Annotated in this window: 15 protein-coding genes; 11 read left to right on the top strand and 4 right to left on the bottom strand. The window is 76.5% G+C overall.

Translation table 11 applies throughout. The annotated features are described in order from the left end of the window. Window positions 1–19: 19 nt before the first annotated feature. From gcvH to FMM08_RS07940, 5 genes are all read left to right on the top strand, one after another. The gene (gene gcvH, locus FMM08_RS07960) at window positions 20–409 is read left to right on the top strand and encodes a glycine cleavage system protein GcvH (RefSeq protein WP_147925810.1); all 390 of its coding nucleotides are present in this window, start codon (window positions 20–22) and stop codon (window positions 407–409) included. Between the two features lie 67 nt (window positions 410–476). Next, window positions 477–926, top strand: coding sequence for an FHA domain-containing protein (locus FMM08_RS07955; protein ID WP_304653973.1), 450 nt, complete (start codon window positions 477–479; stop codon window positions 924–926). Between the two features lie 59 nt (window positions 927–985). Further along, the gene (gene ftsR / locus FMM08_RS07950) at window positions 986–1,798 is read left to right on the top strand and encodes a transcriptional regulator FtsR (RefSeq protein WP_439653554.1); all 813 of its coding nucleotides are present in this window, start codon (window positions 986–988) and stop codon (window positions 1,796–1,798) included. Between the two features lie 95 nt (window positions 1,799–1,893). Continuing rightward, window positions 1,894–2,412, top strand: a complete 519-nt coding sequence (locus tag FMM08_RS07945) for a bifunctional nuclease family protein (RefSeq protein WP_147925808.1) — start codon at window positions 1,894–1,896, stop codon at window positions 2,410–2,412. Window positions 2,413–2,550: 138 nt separating this feature from the next. After that, window positions 2,551–3,120 carry a MerR family transcriptional regulator gene (locus tag FMM08_RS07940; RefSeq protein WP_147925807.1) on the top strand — a complete coding sequence of 190 codons (570 nt, stop codon included), beginning with the start codon at window positions 2,551–2,553 and terminating at the stop codon, window positions 3,118–3,120. A gap of 61 nt (window positions 3,121–3,181) precedes the next feature. Here FMM08_RS07940 and FMM08_RS07935 read toward each other — a convergent pair whose 3' ends face one another. The 3 genes from FMM08_RS07935 to FMM08_RS07925 are packed head-to-tail and all read right to left on the bottom strand — an operon-like array spanning window position 3,182 to window position 9,140. Beyond that, complete coding sequence (locus FMM08_RS07935) at window positions 3,182–4,312, bottom strand: aminoglycoside phosphotransferase family protein (protein WP_147925806.1); 1,131 nt, start codon at window positions 4,310–4,312, stop codon at window positions 3,182–3,184. Window positions 4,313–4,350: 38 nt separating this feature from the next. Then, on the bottom strand, window positions 4,351–7,785 hold the full coding sequence (locus FMM08_RS07930) for an AAA family ATPase (RefSeq protein ID WP_147925805.1): 3,435 nt from the start codon (window positions 7,783–7,785) through the stop codon (window positions 4,351–4,353). Continuing rightward, window positions 7,782–9,140, bottom strand: coding sequence for an exonuclease SbcCD subunit D (locus FMM08_RS07925; protein WP_147925804.1), 1,359 nt, complete (start codon window positions 9,138–9,140; stop codon window positions 7,782–7,784). Before FMM08_RS07925 ends, FMM08_RS07930 begins: the two co-directional genes overlap by 4 nt. Window positions 9,141–9,290: 150 nt before the next feature. Here FMM08_RS07925 and FMM08_RS07920 point away from each other — a divergent pair, with 150 nt between their 5' ends. Further along, window positions 9,291–10,901, top strand: coding sequence for a glutamate-cysteine ligase family protein (locus FMM08_RS07920; RefSeq protein ID WP_147925803.1), 1,611 nt, complete (start codon window positions 9,291–9,293; stop codon window positions 10,899–10,901). Window positions 10,902–10,976: 75 nt separating this feature from the next. Here FMM08_RS07920 and FMM08_RS07915 read toward each other — a convergent pair whose 3' ends face one another. Further along, window positions 10,977–11,447 carry a PPOX class F420-dependent oxidoreductase gene (locus FMM08_RS07915; protein WP_147925802.1) on the bottom strand — a complete coding sequence of 157 codons (471 nt, stop codon included), beginning with the start codon at window positions 11,445–11,447 and terminating at the stop codon, window positions 10,977–10,979. A 146-nt stretch (window positions 11,448–11,593) separates the two neighbouring features. Here FMM08_RS07915 and FMM08_RS07910 point away from each other — a divergent pair, with 146 nt between their 5' ends. The 5 genes from FMM08_RS07910 to FMM08_RS07890 all read left to right on the top strand — a co-directional run bounded on the left by FMM08_RS07910 (window position 11,594) and on the right by FMM08_RS07890 (window position 19,651). Continuing rightward, on the top strand, window positions 11,594–15,070 hold the full coding sequence (locus FMM08_RS07910; RefSeq protein ID WP_147925801.1) for a pyruvate carboxylase: 3,477 nt from the start codon (window positions 11,594–11,596) through the stop codon (window positions 15,068–15,070). A 108-nt stretch (window positions 15,071–15,178) separates the two neighbouring features. Next, window positions 15,179–16,312 (top strand): FecCD family ABC transporter permease, encoded by a 1,134-nt coding sequence (locus FMM08_RS07905; protein WP_255472165.1) that lies wholly within the window; start codon window positions 15,179–15,181, stop codon window positions 16,310–16,312. Window positions 16,313–16,320: 8 nt separating this feature from the next. Beyond that, window positions 16,321–17,493: a FecCD family ABC transporter permease gene (locus FMM08_RS07900; RefSeq protein ID WP_222710541.1), complete on the top strand. Its 1,173-nt coding sequence runs from the start codon at window positions 16,321–16,323 to the stop codon at window positions 17,491–17,493. Beyond that, window positions 17,493–18,566 (top strand): ABC transporter ATP-binding protein, encoded by a 1,074-nt coding sequence (locus FMM08_RS07895; protein WP_147925800.1) that lies wholly within the window; start codon window positions 17,493–17,495, stop codon window positions 18,564–18,566. Before FMM08_RS07900 ends, FMM08_RS07895 begins: the two co-directional genes overlap by 1 nt. Continuing rightward, complete coding sequence (locus FMM08_RS07890; protein ID WP_147925799.1) at window positions 18,563–19,651, top strand: ABC transporter substrate-binding protein; 1,089 nt, start codon at window positions 18,563–18,565, stop codon at window positions 19,649–19,651. Before FMM08_RS07895 ends, FMM08_RS07890 begins: the two co-directional genes overlap by 4 nt.

Below are 19,651 nucleotides of genomic sequence, written 5' to 3'. Positions count from 1 at the left end.
CCCTCCAGGAGGCCCCTCCATGCCCGACGTCGAGGTCCCCGAAGAGCTGCGCTACACCGCGGAGCACGAGTGGGTGGCTCCCACCGACGACGGCGTCGTGAGGATCGGCATCACCGCGTACGCGCAGGGCGAGCTCGGAGACATCGTGTACGTCTCCCTGCCCGCTGTCGGCGACCGCGTGCAGGCCGGTGCCTCGTGCGGGGAGCTGGAGTCCACCAAGAGCGTCAGCGACCTGTACGCGCCGGTGACCGGCGAGGTCACCGCCCGCAACGACAGCCTCGACGGCAGCCCTGAGCTGGTGAACTCCGACCCCTACGGCGAGGGCTGGGTCCTCGAGGTCCGCCTGGAGGACCCCGCCGCGCTCGAGGGTCTGCTCGACGCCGCCGGGTACCGGGACCACATCTCGTGATCCACGAGCCCGGGCGCGAGTCCGGCGGGCCTGCAGCACGCCGGCGCGCGACGGCTAGGGTGGCCCCGTGAGCGAGCGCGAGGAGCCGAGCTGGCAGGGCGGTTCGGACACGACGATGTCCTTCCCGGCCATCTCGGTGCCGGAGGTCGACACCTCGTCCGACGCGACCCCCGGGCTGACGTCGGACCAGCAGCGGGCCGTCGACGCGCTGCCCGAGGGGTGCGCCCTGCTCGTGGTGCAGCGCGGTCCCAACGCCGGGGCGCGCTTCCTCCTCGACGACGACCGCACGACCGCCGGGCGCCAGCCCAGCAGCGACATCTTCCTCGACGACGTGACCGTCTCCCGCAAGCACGCCGAGTTCGTGCGCGACGGGCAGCGCTTCCGCGTCCGCGACGTCGGGAGCCTCAACGGCACCTACGTCAACCGCGACCGCGTCGACGACGTCCTCCTCACCAACGGTGACGAGGTCCAGATCGGCAAGTACCGCCTGACCTTCCACTCCTTCCGCTCGCGGTGAGCGAGCGGGCCGCCTCCCGCGCGCCGCAGCCCGCCTCCGCCGACGGCGGGCGCCAGCAGCTGCTGACCATCGGCGAGCTGCTGGCGCAGCTGGCGCCGGAGTTCAGCGACGTGACCCACTCCAAGGTGCGGTTCCTGGAGGACCGCGGCCTGGTCTCCCCGCAGCGCACCCCCAGCGGGTACCGCAAGTTCACCCCCGCCGACGTCGAGCGGCTGCGGACCGTCCTGAGGCTCCAGCGCGACCAGTACATGCCGCTGCGCGTCATCCGCGAGCACCTCGCCGCCCAGGACGCCAGCGCGGACGGCGGCGCGGGCGCCGCGGCCGGGACCCACCAGGACGACACCCCCGTGGACGACGACCCGCCGTCGCCGTCCACGGGGTCCCCGCCGTCCACGGCGTCCACGGCGTCCGTCGAGACGTCGGAGGACCCTCCGGCCGCGTCCTCGGTCACGAGGGGCGGTGGTGGGGCGGATCGTCGCGAGCCCGTGTCCCGCTCGGAGGTGCTGGAGCAGGCGGGCGGCTCCCTGGCGCTGCTGGAGGCGCTGGAGGACCACGGGCTGCTGCCTCGTGAGAGCGCCGGGCGCTACCCCCGCTCAGCCCTCGACCTGGTGCGCGCGGCCGTGGTGCTCGGGGAGCACGGCATCGAACCGCGCCACCTGCGCGCCCTGCGCACCGCGGTGGGCGCCGAGGCGGCCCTGGTCGACCAGGTGGTGAGCCCGCTGCGGCGAGCTCGTCCCGGCGAGCGGCCCGAGCGCGCCGACGAGCGCGCCGACGACGCCGAGCGGGTGGCGCTGGAGCTGGTGACGTCGCTGCTGTCCCTGCACGCGGCGGCCCTGGGCTGCGCCCTGGACGAGGTCGCGCCGCTGTCCTGACGCCGTCGACGCCGGCCGCAGCCGGTGGTCGCAGGTGGTCGTCCGTCGCGCCGCCCGCCGGTGGCCGACGTCGTCGGCGGCGTTACGGTGGTCGGGTGCGCGAGCTCGACGTCGTGGGGGTCAGGGTGGAGATGCCCTCGAACAACCCCATCGTGCTGCTGCGGGAGCGCGAGGGAGACCGCATGCTCCCGATCTGGATCGGTGCGCCGGAGGCGAGCGCCATCGCCTTCGCCCAGCAGGGCGTGGTCCCGCCGCGCCCCCTCACCCACGACCTCCTCAAGGACGTGCTCGAGGCGGTGGGGCGCACCCTGGTGGAGGTGCGCATCGTCGCCGTCAAGGACGGCGTCTACCACGCCGAGCTCGTCCTCGACGGCGGAACGACGGTGAGCGCCCGGTCCTCGGACGCCATCGCCCTGGCCCTAAGGACCGGCTCGCGGATCCTCGGCGCCGAGGAGGTCCTGTCCACGGCGAGCGTTCCCGTGCCTGACCAGGACGAGGACGAGGTCGAGAAGTTCCGCGAGTTCCTCGACCACGTCAGCGCCGAGGACTTCGAGGGAGACCCGCCCGGCGAGGGCGGCGACGACACGCCAGGACGCGACACGCCGGAGCGCTGAGGGTCGCGTTCGTTGACGGGGGGCGTGCCCGGCCCTACCGTCATGAGGACGCCCTGCACCGGAGCTGCCGGCGGTCTGCGACTCGCCTCGAGCCGCGGTCCCGCGCCGGCCCGGGAAGGCGCATGACAGGAGGACCGCGTGAGGGGCTCAGGAGACGGCGGGAGCGGGCGCACCGCGGCTGCGCAGAGCCTGCTCTTCACCGACGCGCTGCCGGCGCTCGACCGTGAGGCGGGCTACCGGGGTCCGACGGCGTGCAAGGCGGCCGGCATCACCTACCGGCAGCTGGACTACTGGGCCCGCACCGGCCTGGTCGAGCCGAGCGTGCGGCCTGCCAGCGGCTCGGGGACGCAGAGGCTGTACGGGTTCCGCGACATCCTCGTGCTCAAGGTCGTCAAGCGGCTCCTCGACACGGGCGTCTCCCTGCAGCAGATCCGCTCCGCCGTGGGCCACCTGCACGAGCGCGAGGTGGAGGACCTGGCGCAGATCACGCTCATGAGCGACGGTGCCAGCGTCTACGAGTGCACCTCCGCCGAGGAGGTCGTCGACCTCGTGCAGGGCGGTCAGGGCGTGTTCGGGATCGCCGTGGGCCGTGTCTGGCGCGAGGTGGAGTCCTCGCTGGCGACCCTGCCGAGCGAGAAGGTCGACGGCGGCTCCTCCGCCACCGACGAGCTGGCGGCGCGTCGCGCCGCCCGCCGCACCGCTGGCTGAGGAAGCACCCGCGCGACCGCGCCGTCCGAGCCCGGTCGCCCTCGGGCTCTGAGAGGCCCGGTCAGCCCGCCAGGCGCTCAGCGACGGCCAGGACCTGCCTGACCTCCTCGGGCACCTGCTGCTCGGTGCAGTGCTGCTCGGTGCTGCCGCTGAGCGACCACACCGCTGACAGCACCGCCTGCACCAGCGCCCAGGCGCGAACGCGCTCCAGCGGCAGCTCCGCGGCGTCCGCCAGCCGCATGCACCGCGCCTCGGCGCGCTGAGCCGCCAGCCCGCCGAGCGCGAACGGGTTGTACACCGCGCAGGCCACCTCGTAGGCGGGTTCGCCGACCACGCCGTGCGGGTCGATGACCACCCAGGCCCCGTCAGCGCCCAGCGCCGAGCTGCTGCCCGACGCGCCCCCTGCGCTGGTCGTCGGTGCCGCGCGCAGCACGTTGTCGTGGTGGAGGTCTCCGTGCAGCAGCACGTCCGTCTGGCCCGCCGCCGCGGCGGTGTCCAAGAGGTGGCGCGCCTGTGCTGCCGCGAGCTCCACGAGGTGCGCCGGCAGCAGCCGGTGCCGCGGGTCGCGGCGCTCAGCGACGGCGAAGAGTCCTCCGCACGCGGGCGGTAGCCCCACCCCGAGGTGGCCCGGCACCGACGCCAGCGCCGCGCGGCCGGCGGGGTCGGCGCGCTCGTCGTCGTCGGCAGGGGTGGGAGCGGGGCGGCGCACGGCGCGCGCGGCGCGGCCGAGCACCTCGCAGGCAGCGTCGTCAGCGGCGGCGAAGCGGGCGGTGCCGGCGGTGGCGAGCAGGTCGGTCGCGAGGGTGCCCCCCGGTTCCACCAGCTCGAGCAGCTGTGCGCCAGCGCCCGGGTCGGCGTCGAGCAGGCGCACCGGACGCACCCTCGAGGCGCCACCGCCCTCGGCGTCCTGCCCCCGCGGTGCGGTGCGGCGCAGCCAGTGCACCTCGGCCAGGGGTTGCGGGGCACCGGGCACGGCGAGCTTGAGCACGCAGCCGCGGCCGTCCTCCCGCACGCCGCGGCCCACCCAGTGGATGCTCGCCTGCACCGCCGTCAGCGGTCCCAGGTGCCAGTGGCGGCGCCAGCGCTCGACGACGGCGGGCAGGTCCTCCAGCCACGCCGCAGCGCGGGCGAGGTGCTCCGGTCCCTGCTCGGAGGCAGCGGCCAGGACGTGTGCGCGGAAGCGGCGGTCCACCCGACCATCCTGGCGCCCGGGTCCCCTGGCCGGGGCGCTCAGGCGAGCACGGTGGCCAGTCGTGACCCGGTGGCGGTGCGCTGCACCTCCAGGCGCGCTGGTACGCGGGTGCGCAGCTCGGGCACGTGGCTGACCAGTCCCACGGCGCGGCCTCCGGCGCGCAGCTGCTCCAGGACGCCCATGACCTCCTCGAGGGACTCCGGGTCGAGGGTGCCGAAGCCCTCGTCCACGAAGAGGGTCTCCACGGGGGTGCCACCGCCCTCGGCCCGGACGACGTCGGCCAGGCCCAGGGCCAGGGCCAGGGAGGCCATGAACGTCTCACCGCCGGACAGGGTGGCGACGTCGCGCTCGACGCCCGTCCACGCGTCCAGCACGCGCAGTCCCAGCCCGGAGCCGGCGCCGCGGCGTTCGAGGGCGTCGGTGTGCACCAGCCGGTAGCGGCCGTCGCTCATGACCTCCAGCCGCTCGCTGGCCGCGGCGGCCACCTGCTCCAGCCGCGCGGCCAGCACGTAGGTGGACAGCTTCATCCGACGGGCGTTGCCGCCGCCGGTGCCCTCGGCGCAGCGTGCGAGGTCTCCGGTGAGCTCGGCGTGACGGGCCAGGGGCTCCAGCGCCGCGCACGCCGCGGTGGTCTCGGCCTCCAGGCGCTCGAGTGCTGCCGCGGCCGTGCTGGCGCGCTCGGCGGCGCGCACGGCCCCCTCCGCGGCCGCCTCGGCGGCGGCGCGCTGCTGGGTGGCTCCGGCGAGCGAGGCCAGCGCCGCGTCGACGTCGTCGACCGGCCCGCCTCCGCCGGCACGGCCTCCACCAGCGGCGCTCATGAGGGCGCCGTCCGTCACCGCCGCGCCGGCGTCGCCGTCGCCCTCGTGAGGGCGCGCCAGCTCGGCGAGCTGTGCCGCCAGGGCCGCGACCGCCCGCTCGTGGGCGGCGACAGCTCCCTGCAGCTCGCCGCGGTGGGCCGCGGAGCGCTGTGCGGCGCGAGCGCCGGCCAGGTCGGGGAAGCCCGCTGCGGACGCGGCCTCCTGGGCGGCGCCCTCGGCCTCGAGGGCCGCGGCCCGGGCAGCGGCCTCCGCCTCGCCGGCAGCAGCGAGGGCCTCAGCGGCCTGCGCCAGCGCCGCCAGCCGGGCGCTGCGGGCGGCCAGGCCCTCCTCGCCGCCGGCAGCTGCCAGGCGGGCGCGGTCGGCGCCCAGGGAGGTGGCCAGCTGGTCGGCGCGCTCGGTGAGGCGCACCAGGGCGGTGGAGACCTCCTCCAGCGCAGCTGCGTCGGTGGCCTGCGCTGCCTGCACCGCACCCAGCTGGGCGCGCAGTGAGACCAGCGCCTCCCGCGCGGCCCTGGTGCGGGCGGCGGTCAGCTGCGCGTGCTGGAGGTGGACTGTGGCCGTCGCGACGTCCGCTCCGCCGGAGAGGCCGGCGGCGCTGGCGCTGTCACGCTCGAGGGCGGACAGCCGCTGCCCGGCGGCGCGGGCGTCGGCCTCGGCGCGCTCGCAGGCCGCCTGAGCGGCCTCCTCCGCCTCCGCGGCGGCCGCCGGGAGGTGCGCTGGCGGCGGTTCCGCGGTGTCTCCTCCCTCATCGACACGGTCGCTCGGACCCTCCTGCGCTGCGGGGTCTGCTGCGGGGTCTGCTGCGGGGTCTGCTGCCTGGCCCGTCGCGCGAGCCGCAGCGCGGCCGGCTGGGGCCGGGTGCTCGCAGGAGCCGCAGACCGGGCACGCGTCACCGGGCTGGAGCCTGGCGGCGAGCTCGGCGGCGACGCCCTCCCAGCGGGCCTGGCGGGCGTCGAGCCAGCGGCCTCGCGCGTCCAGAGCCGCCCGGTCAGCTGCCGCGGCGTCGTGCCGGGCCCGCTCGCAGCGCCCGGCCAGCTGCTCTGCCGTCCTGGCGTGCCCCAGGACCTCCTGAGCGCGCCCGAGCGCTGCGGCCGCCTCCTCGACGCCGGTCGCCTCCTCGGTGACGGCCTCGACGCGCGCCTCGAGGTCCGCGCGCTGCCCGGCTGCCGCGGAGAGGCGCTCGCGCAGCCGCGCCTGCTCCTGGGCGAGGGCGTCGTGCTCGGCGGCCACCTGCCGGGCCTGGCGCTCGCGCTGGGCCGTCTCCGCTTCCAGCTCGACGAGCTCGGCCAGGCGCCCCTGCTCCTGGCGGTGCCGGGCTGCGCGCACGCGCAGCTCCTCGGAGCGGTCCTTCCGGTCAGCAGCAGATGGCGCTGACGGCGCTGACGGCGGCGTCCCGGCCCCGGCGTCGACCTCGGTCCCGGCCACCGCAGACAGCGCCGCCGCGGCCGCCGCGGCGCGGCGCTCGGCCTCGGTGGCGGCGCCGGTGGCCGCGGCCAGGACCCGCAGGTGCCCGTCGAGGGCCTGGGCCGCCATCGCGGCCTCCAGCTCCGCGCGCTGGTGCGCGACCACGGGTTCGGCCAGCGCGAGCTGGCGCTGCTGGTGGCGCACCTGCGCCGCACGTCGGGCGCGCTCCGCCGCCTCGCGCAGGGAGTGCTCGCGGGCCGCTGCGGTGCGGGCGGCGGCGCCGGTGGTCACCCGGTCGGTCTCGGTGCTCAGGGCTGCCTGCCGGGTGGCCTCCGCCAGCGCGCGCACGCGCTCGAGGACCTCGGCCGGGGCCGGCGGGCCGGCGGGCGCCGGAGCCGAGCCCGCTCCCAGCGCCTGGCCCGCTGTTCCGCCGTCCGGGTCGCGGTTCTGGTCGCCGTTCTGGTCGTCGTCCTGGCCGGGGTCGTCACCCGCGTCGGCGTCGGCGTCGGTGCTGGAGGTGGGCCGTGGGGCGCCGGGGACCGCAGCGGTGGGCGCCCACTCGGCCCCGACGTGCTCGGCGCGCTCGGCCAGAGCGGCCAGCCGCGCTGCCGCGGCCTCGTGGGCCGCGCCGGTGCGGGCGCGCTCGGCGGCCAGCCACCGCTCGGCGCGCTCGTACCTGTCCGTGGAGAACAACCGCTGCAGCAGGGCACGCCGCTCCGCGACGCCGGAGCGCAGGAAGGTGGCGAACTCCCCCTGCGGGAGCAGGACGACGGTGGCGAACTGCGCCAGCCCCATGCCGAGGGCGTCGGTGAGGACCTGGGAGGCCTCGTCGTTGCGCGAGGACAGCGGCCGCCAGCCGTCGGCCCCGGCGTCCGGTGCTGCGGGCGCCCACTCGGCGAGCAGGGTGCGGGCCTGCTCGGTGGTGGTGCCCGTCCCGCGGCGCTTGGGCCGGGTCCACGCCGGGGAGCGCTCCACCCGCAGCCGGCGGCCACCGGCGGTCAGCTCCAGCTCGACCACGGGAGCGACCTCGGGTGGCGCGTGGTGGGAGCGCAGGTCCGGTGCGCCGCCGGCGCGGGCACCGGGCACAGCGCCGTACAGGGCGAAGCAGACCGCGTCCAGGACGCTGGTCTTGCCGGCCCCGGTGCGTCCGTGCAGCAGGAACAGGCCGTCGGCGGACAGGGCGTCGAAGTCGACGCGCTCGGAGCCGGCGAAGGGACCGAAGGCCGTCACCGACAGGCGGTGCAGCCTCACGCGCTGGCCGCCTCGGCGGCGCGCGAGCGACCTGCGGCGCCGAGGTGGCGCTCGCGGAGGTCGACCTCGGCGGGCTCGTCGACCAGCTCTGGGCGTGCTGAGCTGTCAGGGCGGTGGTCGGCCTCGACCAGCTCGGGGCGGGTGGCCTCCAGGGCGGCGCGCAGCAGTGCTCGCTCGGCCGGGTCGGCGGCGCGTCCGCGCACGTGGTCGACGAAGGAGCAGCACAGCGACTCCTCGTCCAGGCCCGCGACGCGCTCGGCGTAGCCCTGCGGGCGACGGTCGCTGTCGGCGCGCTCGGGCTCCCAGGACAGGACGAGCACGTGCGGGAAGCGGGTGCGCAGCGCAGCCATGGGTTCGCGGGGCCGCTCGGGGTCGGTGAGGACCACCTGGCACCACGCCTGCCGCGCGTGCTCGTGCTCGGGGGCGCTCAGGAGCTCGTCCAGGGACCCGCGCAGCAGCGCCAGCGGTCGCGGTGGGGTCACGTCCACGGCGTCGACCCGCTCCACCCCGGCCGCGCCGAGCTCGAGGAGCCAGTGGCCCTTGGTGCGCCCGGCCTCGGAGAAGGCGTACGCCAGGGGCGACCCGGAGTAGCGCACGTGCTCGGCGACGACCTGCCGTCCGTGCAGGTGCCCCAGGGCCAGGTAGTCCAGCGAGGTCCCGGGGCAGGTGCCCGGGCCCGCGTCGTCGTCCTGCTCTGGTCCTGGCTCTTGTCCTGGGCCGCCCAGGAGCACGCCGGCGGGCACCGACCCGACCCCGCCGACGGTGATGTCGCGCTCGTCACCGCTGGCCTCGCCACCGACGACGAAGGCGTGCGCCGCCAGCACCGCTCGGGTGCGCCCCCGGGCACCGTCCCCGGCGCGGCGGGCGGCGAGGTCAGCCCGGACCCGGCCTGCGACCTCCCCGAGCACCGCGGCGTGGCTGCGCGCCACGCCCAGGGGGCCCGCGACCAGCCCCGGCTCGAGGTAGGGGATGCCGTACAGGGCCACCGGCCCGTGGGCGTCGGACAGCTCCACCGGGCGGGCGGCGTCGGCCACGCGGGTGCGCAGGTGCAGCCCGGCGCGCTCCAGGGCACGCCCGCCGAAGCCGAGGCGGGCGGGCGAGTCGTGGTTGCCGCTGGTGAGCAGCACCTGCGCTCCGGCCCCGAGCAGGCGGTGCAGGGCGTCGTCGAGGACCTCCACCGCGTCGACCGCTGGCAGCGCCCGGTCGTAGACGTCACCGGCGACGACGACGGCGTCGACCCGCTCGGAGCGCACCACCTCGACCAGCGCGTCGAGGGCCGACGCCTGGTGCTCGAGCATGCCGACCCGGTGGAAGCTGCGCCCCAGGTGCCAGTCGGAGGTGTGGAGGATCCGCACCCCTGGGACGCTAGGCGGCCCCACCGACAGCCCGTCCGGCGGGTCACGCACCGCAGGCGCCCGCAGCGCAGCGCGGTGCGGGCCGGCAGGAGGTCACCCGCTCGGAGCAGGTGTCCGTCTGGCAGGTGGGTGCACGAGGAGGTGGGGGCGGTGGGGCAGGAGGTCGACGCCGCGGCGCTGGGACGCGAGCGGCGCCGCGCGCACCGGGAGCGCCTCGCGCTGTGCCTGGGTGCGCTGGAGGGGATGCTCACCGAGCACGCCCGCGGCCGCGCCCGCTTCGAGGACGACGCGCCGCGGGTGGGTGTCGAGCTGGAGCTGGTGCTCGTCGACCCCGCCAGCAGCGCCCCGCTGCGCGCCAACGACGCCGTGCTGCAGCGCATCGCCGCCGCCTCCGGACCCGGAGCCTCAGGGGGCCCAGGAGGGTCGGGGGGCTCCGACGGGAAGCTGTGGGGGCCGGAGATCAGCGCCCACACCCTGGAGGTCAACCTGCCGCCCGGAGCGCTGGAGGGCCGCGGCCTGGCGGCGCTGGAGCGGGGGCTGCGCAGCCGCCTCGACGCCGCCCACGCCCGCGCCGGGGAGGTCGGTGGCCGCCTGCTCATGACGGGCCTGCTGCCCACCCTGCTGCCCGAGCACACCCGTGGGGACTGGATGACCCCCTCGGCGCGGTACCGGGCGCTGCAGGAGGCGGTGCTGGAGGCCCGAGGAGAGGACCTCGCCCTCGACGTCGAGGCGGCGCCGGGCACCCCCGGCGGGCAGCGGCTCTCGCTGCTGCTGGACACCCTGGCCGCCGAGGGGGCCTGCACCAGCACCCAGGTGCACCTCAAGGTGGCCCCCGAGCAGTTCGCGGCCAGCTGGAACGCCGCCCAGCTGCTCATGGGGCCGCAGCTCGCGCTCGGGGCGAACAGCCCGTTCGCGTTCGGCGCGCGGTGCTGGGAGGAGTCGCGGGTGCCGGTGTTCACCCAGGCCGTCGACACCCGTCCCCCCGAGCTGGCCGCCGCCGGCGCGCCCCCGAGGGTGTTCAGCGGCAGCGACTGGCTCGACGCCGGCCGCGGGGCGCTCGCGGCGTGGGACCTGTTCGCCGAGAACGTCCGCGACTTCCCGCCGCTGCTGCCCCAGACCTGGACCGAGGACCCGGCCGCCGAGCTGGCCGCCGGTCGTGCGCCGCGCCTGCCCGAGCTGTGCCTGCAGGGAGGGACGGTGTGGCGCTGGAACCGTCCCGTGTACGACGTCGCCCCGAGCGGCGGCGCAGCCGACCGCCCCGAGCGGGCGCACCTGCGCATCGAGAACCGCGTCCTGCCCGCCGCCCCCACGGTGCTGGACGCCGTCGCCGACGCCGCGGTCTGGCTGGGGGCCGTGCACGCCCTGCGCACCAGCGGACCCGACCCCGCGCTCCTGCTGCCGCACAGCGCGGTGGTCGCCGGCCTGCACGCCGGCGCCCGCGAGGGCCTGCGGGCCCGGCTGCCGTGGCCCGGGCTCGGGATGGCCGAGGCCCGCCGGCTCCTGCTGGACCAGGTGCTGCCCCTGGCGGCGGACGGCCTGGCCGCCGCCGGGGTCGCCGCCGCCGAGGTCGACAGGTACCTGCAGGTCGCGCAGGAGCGCGCCACCACCGGACGCACCGGAGCCCAGTGGCAGGCCCGCGCACTGGCGGCCCTGGAGGAGCGCGGCGCCGACCGGCGCACCGCGCTCGCGGGGGTGGTGGAGCGCTACGCGGACCACCAGGACGGCGGGGAGCCCGTGCACACCTGGCCCGACCTGGCGTGACCTGGCGTGATCTGACCTGGCCCGACCCGAGGTGCGCCGAGCGCGCGCCGTGGCGGCTCAGCCCGGGTCGGCTGCTCAGGCCAGCCGGGCGGGGAACCCGCCGGTGGCGACCGGGCCCCAGCGGGTGGGGGTGATGCTGATCAGCGACTTGCCCTGGTCGCGCATGGCCTGGCGGTACTCGTCCCAGTCGGGGTGCTCCCCGGAGATGCAGCGGAAGTACTCCACCAGCGGCTCCACGGCGTCCTCGCCGTCGACGACCTGCGCGGTGCCGTCCACCTGGACCCAGTCGTTGCCGAACCCGGGGGAGAGCACCACCAGGGAGGCGCGCGGGTCGCGGCGCAGGTTCACCGCCTTCGCGCGGTCGGGGTAGGTGGACACCACGAAGCGGGCCTGCTCCCCGGTGCCGGCGACGCCGCAGGTGACCGGAGAGGACTGCAGGGACCCGTCGCGGCGGAACGTGGTCAGGACGCCGTCGTGGCGGGTGCGCGCGAAGTCGAGCAGCCCGCCCAGGTCGACGCGGGTGGTGGTCGCGATGGTTCGTGCCATGCGCCGAACCTAGGGGTGCGCTGCCTGATCGGCCCCCGCTACGGTCGCGGGACGCCCGGCGGCGCTGCCCCGTGGCTGCACCTCCTGCACGACCGCAGGTGCACCGCCGGGGCCGTCGCGTGCTGCGCCGTCCTCCTGGAGGTCCCGTGTTCCGCAAGGTCCTGGTCGCCAACCGCGGGGAGATCGCGGTCCGCGCCTTCCGCGCCGCCGTGGAGCTGGGAGCCCGCACCGTGGCGGTCTACCCCTACGAGGACCGCGGGGCGGTGCACCGCATCAAGGCCGACGAGGCCTACCAGATCGGCGAGCGCGGCCACCCCGTGCGCGCCTACCTCGACGTCGAGGAGATCGTCCGCGTCGCCAGGGAGTCCGGCGCCGACGCGGTCTACCCCGGCTACGGGTTCCTCTCGGAGAACCCCCGCCTGGCCCAGGCCTGCGCCGACGCCGGCATCGCCTTCGTCGGCCCGCCGCCAGGGGTGCTGGAGCTGGCGGGCAACAAGGTCCGCGCCCTGGGACGCGCCCGCGAGGCCGGCATCCCCGTGCTGCGCTCCTCAGCGCCCTCGTCCGACGTGGACGAGCTGGTGGCCGCAGCCGGCGACATCGGGTTCCCGATCTTCGTCAAGGCCGTCGCCGGCGGCGGCGGACGCGGCATGCGCCGCGTGGACGACCCCGCCGCGCTCGCGGAGGCCCTCGCGACGGCCATGCGCGAGGCCGAGGGCGCCTTCGGGGACCCGACGGTGTTCCTGGAGCAGGCGGTGCTGCGCCCGCGCCACATCGAGGTGCAGGTGCTGTCCGACGGCACCGCCGGCACCCACGAGCAGGGGAGCGAGGGCTCCACCGACGACGGGTTCGTCCACCTGTTCGAACGCGACTGCTCCCTGCAGCGGCGCCACCAGAAGGTCATCGAGATCGCCCCCGCCCCGAACCTCGACCCGGCCCTGCGCGACGCCCTCACCCGCGACGCCCTCGCCTTCGCCCGCTCCATCGGCTACGTCAACGCCGGCACCGTGGAGTTCCTCGTCGAGACCGCCGGCGAGCGCGCCGGCCAGCACGTCTTCATCGAGATGAACCCCCGCATCCAGGTGGAGCACACCGTCACCGAGGAGGTCACCGACGTCGACCTCGTCCAGTCCCAGATGCGCATCGCCGCGGGGGAGACCTTCGCCGACCTCGGCCTGTCCCAGGACCGCATCGTCCTGCGCGGCGCCGCCCTGCAGTGCCGCGTCACCACCGAGGACCCCGCCAACGGCTTCCGGCCCGACACCGGCACCATCACCGCCTACCGCTCCGCCGCCGGCGCCGGCGTCCGCCTCGACGGCGGCACCATCGACACCGGCGTCGAGATCAGCGCCCACTTCGACTCCATGCTCGTCAAGGTCACCTGCCGCGGCCGCGACTTCCCCACCGCCGTGCGCCGCCAGCGCCGCGCGCTCGCGGAGTTCCGCGTGCGCGGGGTCAGCACCAACATCCCCTTCCTCCAGGCGGTCCTGGACGACCCGGCCTTCATCGCCGGTGACGTGGCCACCTCCTTCATCGAGGAGCGCCCCGAGCTGCTGCGGGCCCGCACCCCCGCCGACCGCGGCACCAAGCTCATGACCTACCTGGCCGACGTCACGGTCCACCGCCCGCACGGAGAGGCCCCCACCTCCCTGGCCCCGGCCGCGAAGCTACCCGCCCGCGTCGACCTCGAAGCGCCCGCCCCGGACGGCTCCCGCCAGCGCCTGCTCGCCCTCGGCCCGGCCGCCTGGGCCGCCCAGCTGCGCGCCCAGGTGCCCGTGGCCGTCACCGACACCACCTTCCGCGACGCCCACCAGAGCCTGCTCGCCACCCGCGTGCGCACCCGCGACCTGGTCGCCGCCGCCCCCCACCTGGCCCGCACCCTCCCCGACCTGCTCTCCGTGGAGTGCTGGGGAGGGGCCACCTACGACGTCGCCCTGCGCTTCCTCGGCGAAGACCCCTGGGACCGCCTGGCCGCCCTGCGCGAGGCCATGCCCAACCTCGCCCTGCAGATGCTGCTGCGCGGACGCAACACCGTCGGCTACACCCCCTACCCCGAGGCGGTGACCAGGGCGTTCGTCGCCGAGGCGACCGCCACCGGTGTCGACGTCTTCCGCATCTTCGACGCCCTCAACGACATCACCCAGATCCGCCCCGCCATCGACGCCGTCCTCGAGACCGGCACCGCCGTCGCCGAAGGCACCCTCTGCTACACCTCCGACCTGTCCGACCCGTCCGAACACCTGTACACCCTCGACTACTACCTGCGCCTGGCCGAGCAGATCGTCGACGCCGGCGCCCACGTCCTCGCCGTCAAGGACATGGCCGGCCTCCTGCGCCCACCCGCCGCGAAGAAGCTCATCTCCGCGCTCCGACAGCGCTTCGACCTCCCCGTCCACCTGCACACCCACGACACCGCCGGCGGCCAGCTCGCCACCCTCCTCGCGGCCGTCGAGGCGGGCGTGGACGCCGTCGACGCCGCCTCCGCCCCCATGGCCGGCACCACCAGCCAGCCCCCCGCCTCCGCCCTGGTCGCCGCCCTGCGCCACACCGACCGCGACACCGGCCTCGACCTGCGCGCCGTCATGGACCTCGAGCCCTACTGGGAAGCCGTCCGCCGCCTCTACGCCCCCTTCGAGTCCGGCATCGGCGCCCCCACCGGACGCGTCTACGACCACGAGATCCCCGGCGGCCAGCTCTCCAACCTCCGCCAGCAGGCCATCGCCCTCGGCGTCGGCGAGAAGTTCGAACAGGTCGAAGCGACGTACCACGCCGCCGACCGCATCCTCGGCCACCTCATCAAGGTCACCCCCTCCTCCAAGGTCGTCGGAGACCTCGCCCTCCACCTCGTCGCCGTCGGCGCCGACCCCGAGGACTTCGCCGCCGACCCCCAGCGCTTCGACGTCCCCGACTCCGTCATCGGCTTCCTGTCCGGAGAGCTCGGCGACCCGCCCGGCGGCTGGCCCGAGCCCTTCCGCACCAAGGCGCTCGCGGGCCGCGCCACCCGCACCACCCCCGCCGAGACCGCCCTCGCCCCCGACGACGCCACCGCGCTCGCGGCGCCGCCCGACCTGGGCGAGCGCGGCACCAGCGCCTCGCGCCGCGACCTGCTCAACCGCCTGCTCTTCCCCGGCCCGTCCGCTGAGCTGGCCCGGGTGCGGGAGGCCTACGGCGACGTCTCGGTGCTCGACACCCGCGACTACCTCTACGGCCTGCGCCGTGGGGAGGAGTCCGTCATCGCCCTGGGGCGCGGCGTCTCCCTCATCGCCGGCCTCGAGGCCGTCGGCGAGGCCGATGAGCGGGCCCTGCGCACCGTCATGACGGTCCTCAACGGCCAGCTGCGCCCGGTGGCCGTGCGCGACCGGACCCTGGAGGTCTCCGTCGCCTCGGCCGAGAAGGCCGACCCCTCCCGACCCGGCCACGTCGCCTCGCCCTTCGCCGGGGTGGTCACGCTCGTGGTCGGCGAGGGCGATGCCGTCGAGGCCGGCCAGACGGTCGCCACCATCGAGGCCATGAAGATGGAGGCCTCCATCACCACCCCCGTCGCCGGCACCGTCCGGCGCCTGGCCATCGGGAAGGTGCAGCAGGTCGAGGGCGGCGACCTGGTCGTGGAGATCACGACGACCTGAGCCCACCCCGCTCGCGAGCCCGCACCCCCGTCGTCGTCCTCCCTGGGCCACGAGGACGATGACGGGGGTGGTTTCCCTCTGAGGTGAGGGCAGGCTAACCTCACCCCTGTGATCGCGACCGCCGCCTCCGCGCGCCCCGGCGCAGCGGGCGCCGGCCCCTCCGCGCCGCCGGCGCCTCCTCGGGCCGACCGACAGCCGGGCCAGCGGCGCAGCCGACGGCTCACCGCGGTGCTCCTCCTGCTCGTCCTCGCCGTGGCCGGCGCCGCCGCCAGCCTGGCGCTCGGATCGCGCGCCCTGCCGCTGTCGACGGTCACCCAGGTGCTGTCGCAGGGTCCCGGCGCGGCGGGCGCGGCCGGAGCCGACGGCGAGGTCGCCGTCATCGTCTGGCAGCTGCGCGTGCCCCGCACGGCCCTGGGACTGCTGGCCGGCGCAGCCCTGGGCGTCGCCGGCGCGCTCATGCAGGGCCACACCCGCAACCCCCTGGCCGACCCCGGTCTGCTCGGCGTCACCCAGGGGGCTGGCCTGGCGGTGGTCCTGGCGGCGGTCCTCCTCGGTGCCGACGGCGTCCTGCCGCCCGTGGCCACCGTCACCGCGGCCCTGGTCGGCGCCGCCGCCGGCGCCCTCGTCGTCCTCGGCATCGCCGGAGCCGGCGGGGGGAGCGGGCGCGGCCTGCGCGACCCGCTGACCCTGGTGCTGGCCGGCGCCGCGGTCACCGCCCTGCTGGGCGCGCTGGTCCAGGCCGTCATCCTCGGCGACGCCACCGCGCTGCAGGCCTTCCGCTTCTGGGCGGTCGGGTCCCTGGTCAGCTCCGCTCCCGTGGTGGCGATCGCGGCGCCGGTGGTCGCGCTCGGCCTGGTGCTCGCCCTGCTCGGCGCCCGCAGCCTGGACCTGCTGGCCCTGGGCGACGACGTCGCCCGCGGCGCCGGCGTGCGCCTGGGCCCGGCCCGGCTGCTGGGCGTCCTCGCCGTCGTCGCGCTGGTCGGGGCCGCCACCGCGGCCTGCGGGCCGGTCGCCTTCGTCGGGCTCGTGGTGCCCCACGTGGCCCGGGCGCTGGTGGGGCCCGTCCACCGCTGGCTGCTGCCCGTCTCAGCGCTCGTGGGCGCCGTGCTGGTGCTCTTCGCCGACGTCCTGGGCCGCCTGGTGGCGGTGCCCGCCGAGATCCCCGTAGGGGTGGTGCTCGCGGTGGTCGGCGGTCCCGCCTTCGTCGTCCTCGTGCGCCGCCGGAAGCTGGCGGCCCTGTGAACAACCCTGTGAACAGCCCTGTGAACGGCATGGTGGGCGGCTCGGTGAGCGCCGCCGCTGCCGCACGTCCACTGCCGCGGCCGCTGCCGCCCGCCCCCGGCACCCGCGTGCTGCGCGCCGGGCCGGTCTCGGTGCGGCTGCGGCTGCGCTCGGTGGCGCTGGTCGTCGCCTCCCTGCTCGTCCTGCTGCTCGTCGTGGCCGTCGACCTGTCCCGCGGCTCGGGCCAGCTGGGCCTGGGAGACGTGCTCGGCGTCCTGAGCGGCGGCGGCCAGGGCGGGGCGCGCTTCATCGTCACCGAGCTGCGCCTGCCGCGCACGGCCACCGCCGTCGGGGTCGGCGCCCTGCTGGGCCTGTCCGGAGCCCTGCTGCAGGCCTTCGCCCGCAACCCCCTGGCCAGTCCCGACATCCTCGGCGTCGACCGCGGCGCCGCCGTCGGAGCCCTGGCGGTGATCCTCGCCGCCACCGCGCTGCCGGCCGCGGCCGGCCCGCTCCAGGCCGTCGGGGTGCCCGCGGCCGCCGGGGCCGGGGCCCTGGGCACCGCGGTGCTCATCTACCTGCTGGCCTGGCGCCACGGCGTGCAGGGCACACGGCTGGTGCTCATCGGCATCGGTGTGGCCGCCGCGCTGCAGGGGCTGGTCTCCTGGATGCTCATCGGCGCTCGCCTGGAGTGGGCCGCTGAGGCCGTGCGCTACCTGTCCGGCTCGCTGTCCGGGCGCGGCTACGAGCAGGTCGCCCAGGCGGGCGTCGCCCTCGCGGTCCTGCTGCCCGTGGCGCTCGTCCTCGGCCACCGCCTCGACGCCCTCGTGCTCGGTGACGACTCCGCCCGCGCCCTCGGCGTGCCGCTGCAGCGCAGCCAGCTGGCGGTGCTGCTGGTCTCCGTGGCCGCCGCAGCCGCCGCCGTCGTGGCCTGCGGACCCGTCGGGTTCGTGGCGCTGCTCGTGCCGCAGGTGGCGCTGCGCCTGGCCGGACCAGCCGCCCGCGGACGCCCGCCGGTGCTGGCCAGCGCCGTCCTGGGAGCCGTGCTCGTGGTGCTCGGTGACTGCATCGGGCGCACCAGCCTCGGGATCGAGCTGCTCTTCACCCTGCCGGGCGAGGTCCCCGTCGGGGTCATCACCTCGATCGTCGGCGCCCCCTACCTGATCTGGCTGCTCGTGCGACGAGCCCGAGAGAGGACCGTGTGATGACCGCCTCCACCAGCCCCGGGAGCACCCCCGGCCCGACCAGCCGCCTGCGCGCGGAGCGGATCCGCCTGGCCTACGGCGAGCGCGTCGTCGTCGGCGGTGGCGGTGGCCTGGACCTCGCCGTCCCCGACGGAGCGCTGACCGTCGTCGTCGGCCCCAACGGCTGCGGCAAGTCCACGGTCCTGCGGGCGCTGGGCCGCCTGATGCGCCCCACCGCCGGCCGCGTGCTGCTCGACGGGCGCGCCATCGACTCGATGCCCACCCGGGCCGTCGCCCAGCAGCTGGCCCTGCTGCCGCAGAGCCCGACCGCCCCCGAGGGCCTCACCGTGCGCGACCTGGTGGCCCGCGGCCGCCACCCCCACCAGCGCTGGTTCTCCACCGCCTCGGCCGCCGACGAGGACGCCGTGGCCCGCGCCCTGGGCCGCGTGGGCATGCTCGACCTGGCCGACCGGGTGGTCGACGAGCTGTCCGGCGGCCAGCGCCAGCGCGCCTGGATCGCGCTGGCGCTGGCGCAGGAGACCGACCTGCTGCTGCTCGACGAGCCCACCACCTACCTCGACCTCAACCACCAGCTGGAGGTCCTCGACCTCGTCCACGAGCTGGTCCACCCCTCCGGTGCCGGCGGCGCCGAGGGTGGCGAAGGGGCCGAGGGCTCTGGCGGGCGGACCGCCGTCGCCGTCCTCCACGACCTCAACCTCACCGCCCGCTACGCCGACCACGTGGTCGCGGTGAAGGAGGGCGCCGTCGTGGCCGCGGGCACCCCGGCCGAGGTCTTCACCGAGGAGCTCCTCGAGCAGGTCTTCTCCGTGCGGGCCCGCGTGCTGGAGGACCCCGTCGCCGGGGGGCCGCTCATCGTCCCCCTCGCCGGACGCCACGCCACCGCGGCCCCGCAGGCGCACGACGACGAGCAGCCCAGCCAGCCCAGCCAGCCCGGCGAGCCCGGCCAGGGGCCTGTGCTGTCCGTGGTCCAGGAGACCCGACCCGCGCCGTCCACCGCGTCGTCCACCGCGCCGCCCACCGGGCCTCAGCACTCCCACCCGTCAACCCCCGTGACCTCTGGAGCTCCTCGATGACCCGCCCGACCCCTCACCTCGCCTCGCTGCTCGGCGCGCACCTGCCGGCCGAAGGCGTCGGCACCTCCCGCCGCGCCGTCCTCGCGGCCGGCGCCGGTGGCCTGGCGGCCCTGCTGGCCGCGTGCGGCTCGAGCTCGACCGGTCCCGGCGCGGGCGCCTCCGCGGGCTCGGACGGGGCCTCGGCGGCGCCGTCGGGACCGTGGTCCTTCACCGACGACCGCGGCCAGACCACCACCCTGGACGCCGTCCCCACCCGCATCGCCGGCTACGCCGACGCCATGAGCGCCCTGTGGGGCTTCGGCATCGTGCCCGCGGGCATCTGGCACCGCTACAAGCTCGACCAGGACGCGAACTTCGCCGACCGCGACACCTCGGAGGTGACCGTGCTCGGCACCACCTACGGCGAGATCGACCTCGAGGCGCTCGCCGCCCTGGGCCCCGAGCTGCTCGTGGTGACCGGCTACCCCAGCGACTCCTCCGGGAAGCTGGGCGAGCAGCTGTTCTCCTTCGCCGACCAGGCCCAGCAGGACAGCGCGGCGAAGATCGCTCCCATCGTCGCGATCGCCCAGAAGGGCACCGCCGACCAGGTCGTGGCCCGCAACGGCGAGCTCGCCGCGTCCCTGGGCGCCGACCCCGGCTCCGCCGAGGTCGAGAAGGCCAAGGCCGACTGGGAGGCAGCCTGCGACCGGGTGCGCGCCACAGCCTCCAAGGGGCTCGTCGTGGGAGCGCTGTACGCCACTCCCACGGACGGCATGTACTGGGCGAAGGCCTCCGACGACCCCGGCCTGGCCTTCTACGAGTCGCTGGGCGTGACGTTCCTCCCGCTGACCACCAGCGACTACTACTGGGAGACGGCCTCCTGGGAGAACGCCAGCAAGTACACCCCCGACGTGGTCCTCTACAGCCCCATCGACGCCCTGGACGCCGCGGGGCTCAAGGCCCAGCCCACCTTCGCCCCCACCCCGGCCGCGCAGGCCGACCAGCTCTACCCCTGGTACTTCGGCTCCATGGACTACGTGCAGCAGGCCCGCGTGATCAACGCTCTCGCCGACGACCTGGAGAAGGCGCGGAAGGTCACCGCCTGA

The sequence above is a fragment of the Quadrisphaera setariae genome, from assembly GCF_008041935.1.
GTDB lineage: Bacteria > Actinomycetota > Actinomycetes > Actinomycetales > Quadrisphaeraceae > Quadrisphaera > Quadrisphaera setariae.
The sequence above is the reverse complement of the archived record's forward strand: the minus strand, read 5'-3'. Positions and strand labels throughout refer to the sequence as shown.

What these genes read in the sequence shown, in the direction of transcription:
- gcvH (WP_147925810.1), top strand. Translation starts at nt 20, where the DNA reads ATGCCCGACGTCGAGGTCCCCGAAGAGCTGCGCTACACCGCGGAGCAC.
- FMM08_RS07915 (WP_147925802.1), bottom strand. Translation starts at nt 11,447, where the DNA reads ATGGCACGAACCATCGCGACCACCACCCGCGTCGACCTGGGCGGGCTG.
- FMM08_RS07895 (WP_147925800.1), top strand. Translation starts at nt 17,493, where the DNA reads ATGACCGCCTCCACCAGCCCCGGGAGCACCCCCGGCCCGACCAGCCGC.
- FMM08_RS07890 (WP_147925799.1), top strand. Translation starts at nt 18,563, where the DNA reads ATGACCCGCCCGACCCCTCACCTCGCCTCGCTGCTCGGCGCGCACCTG.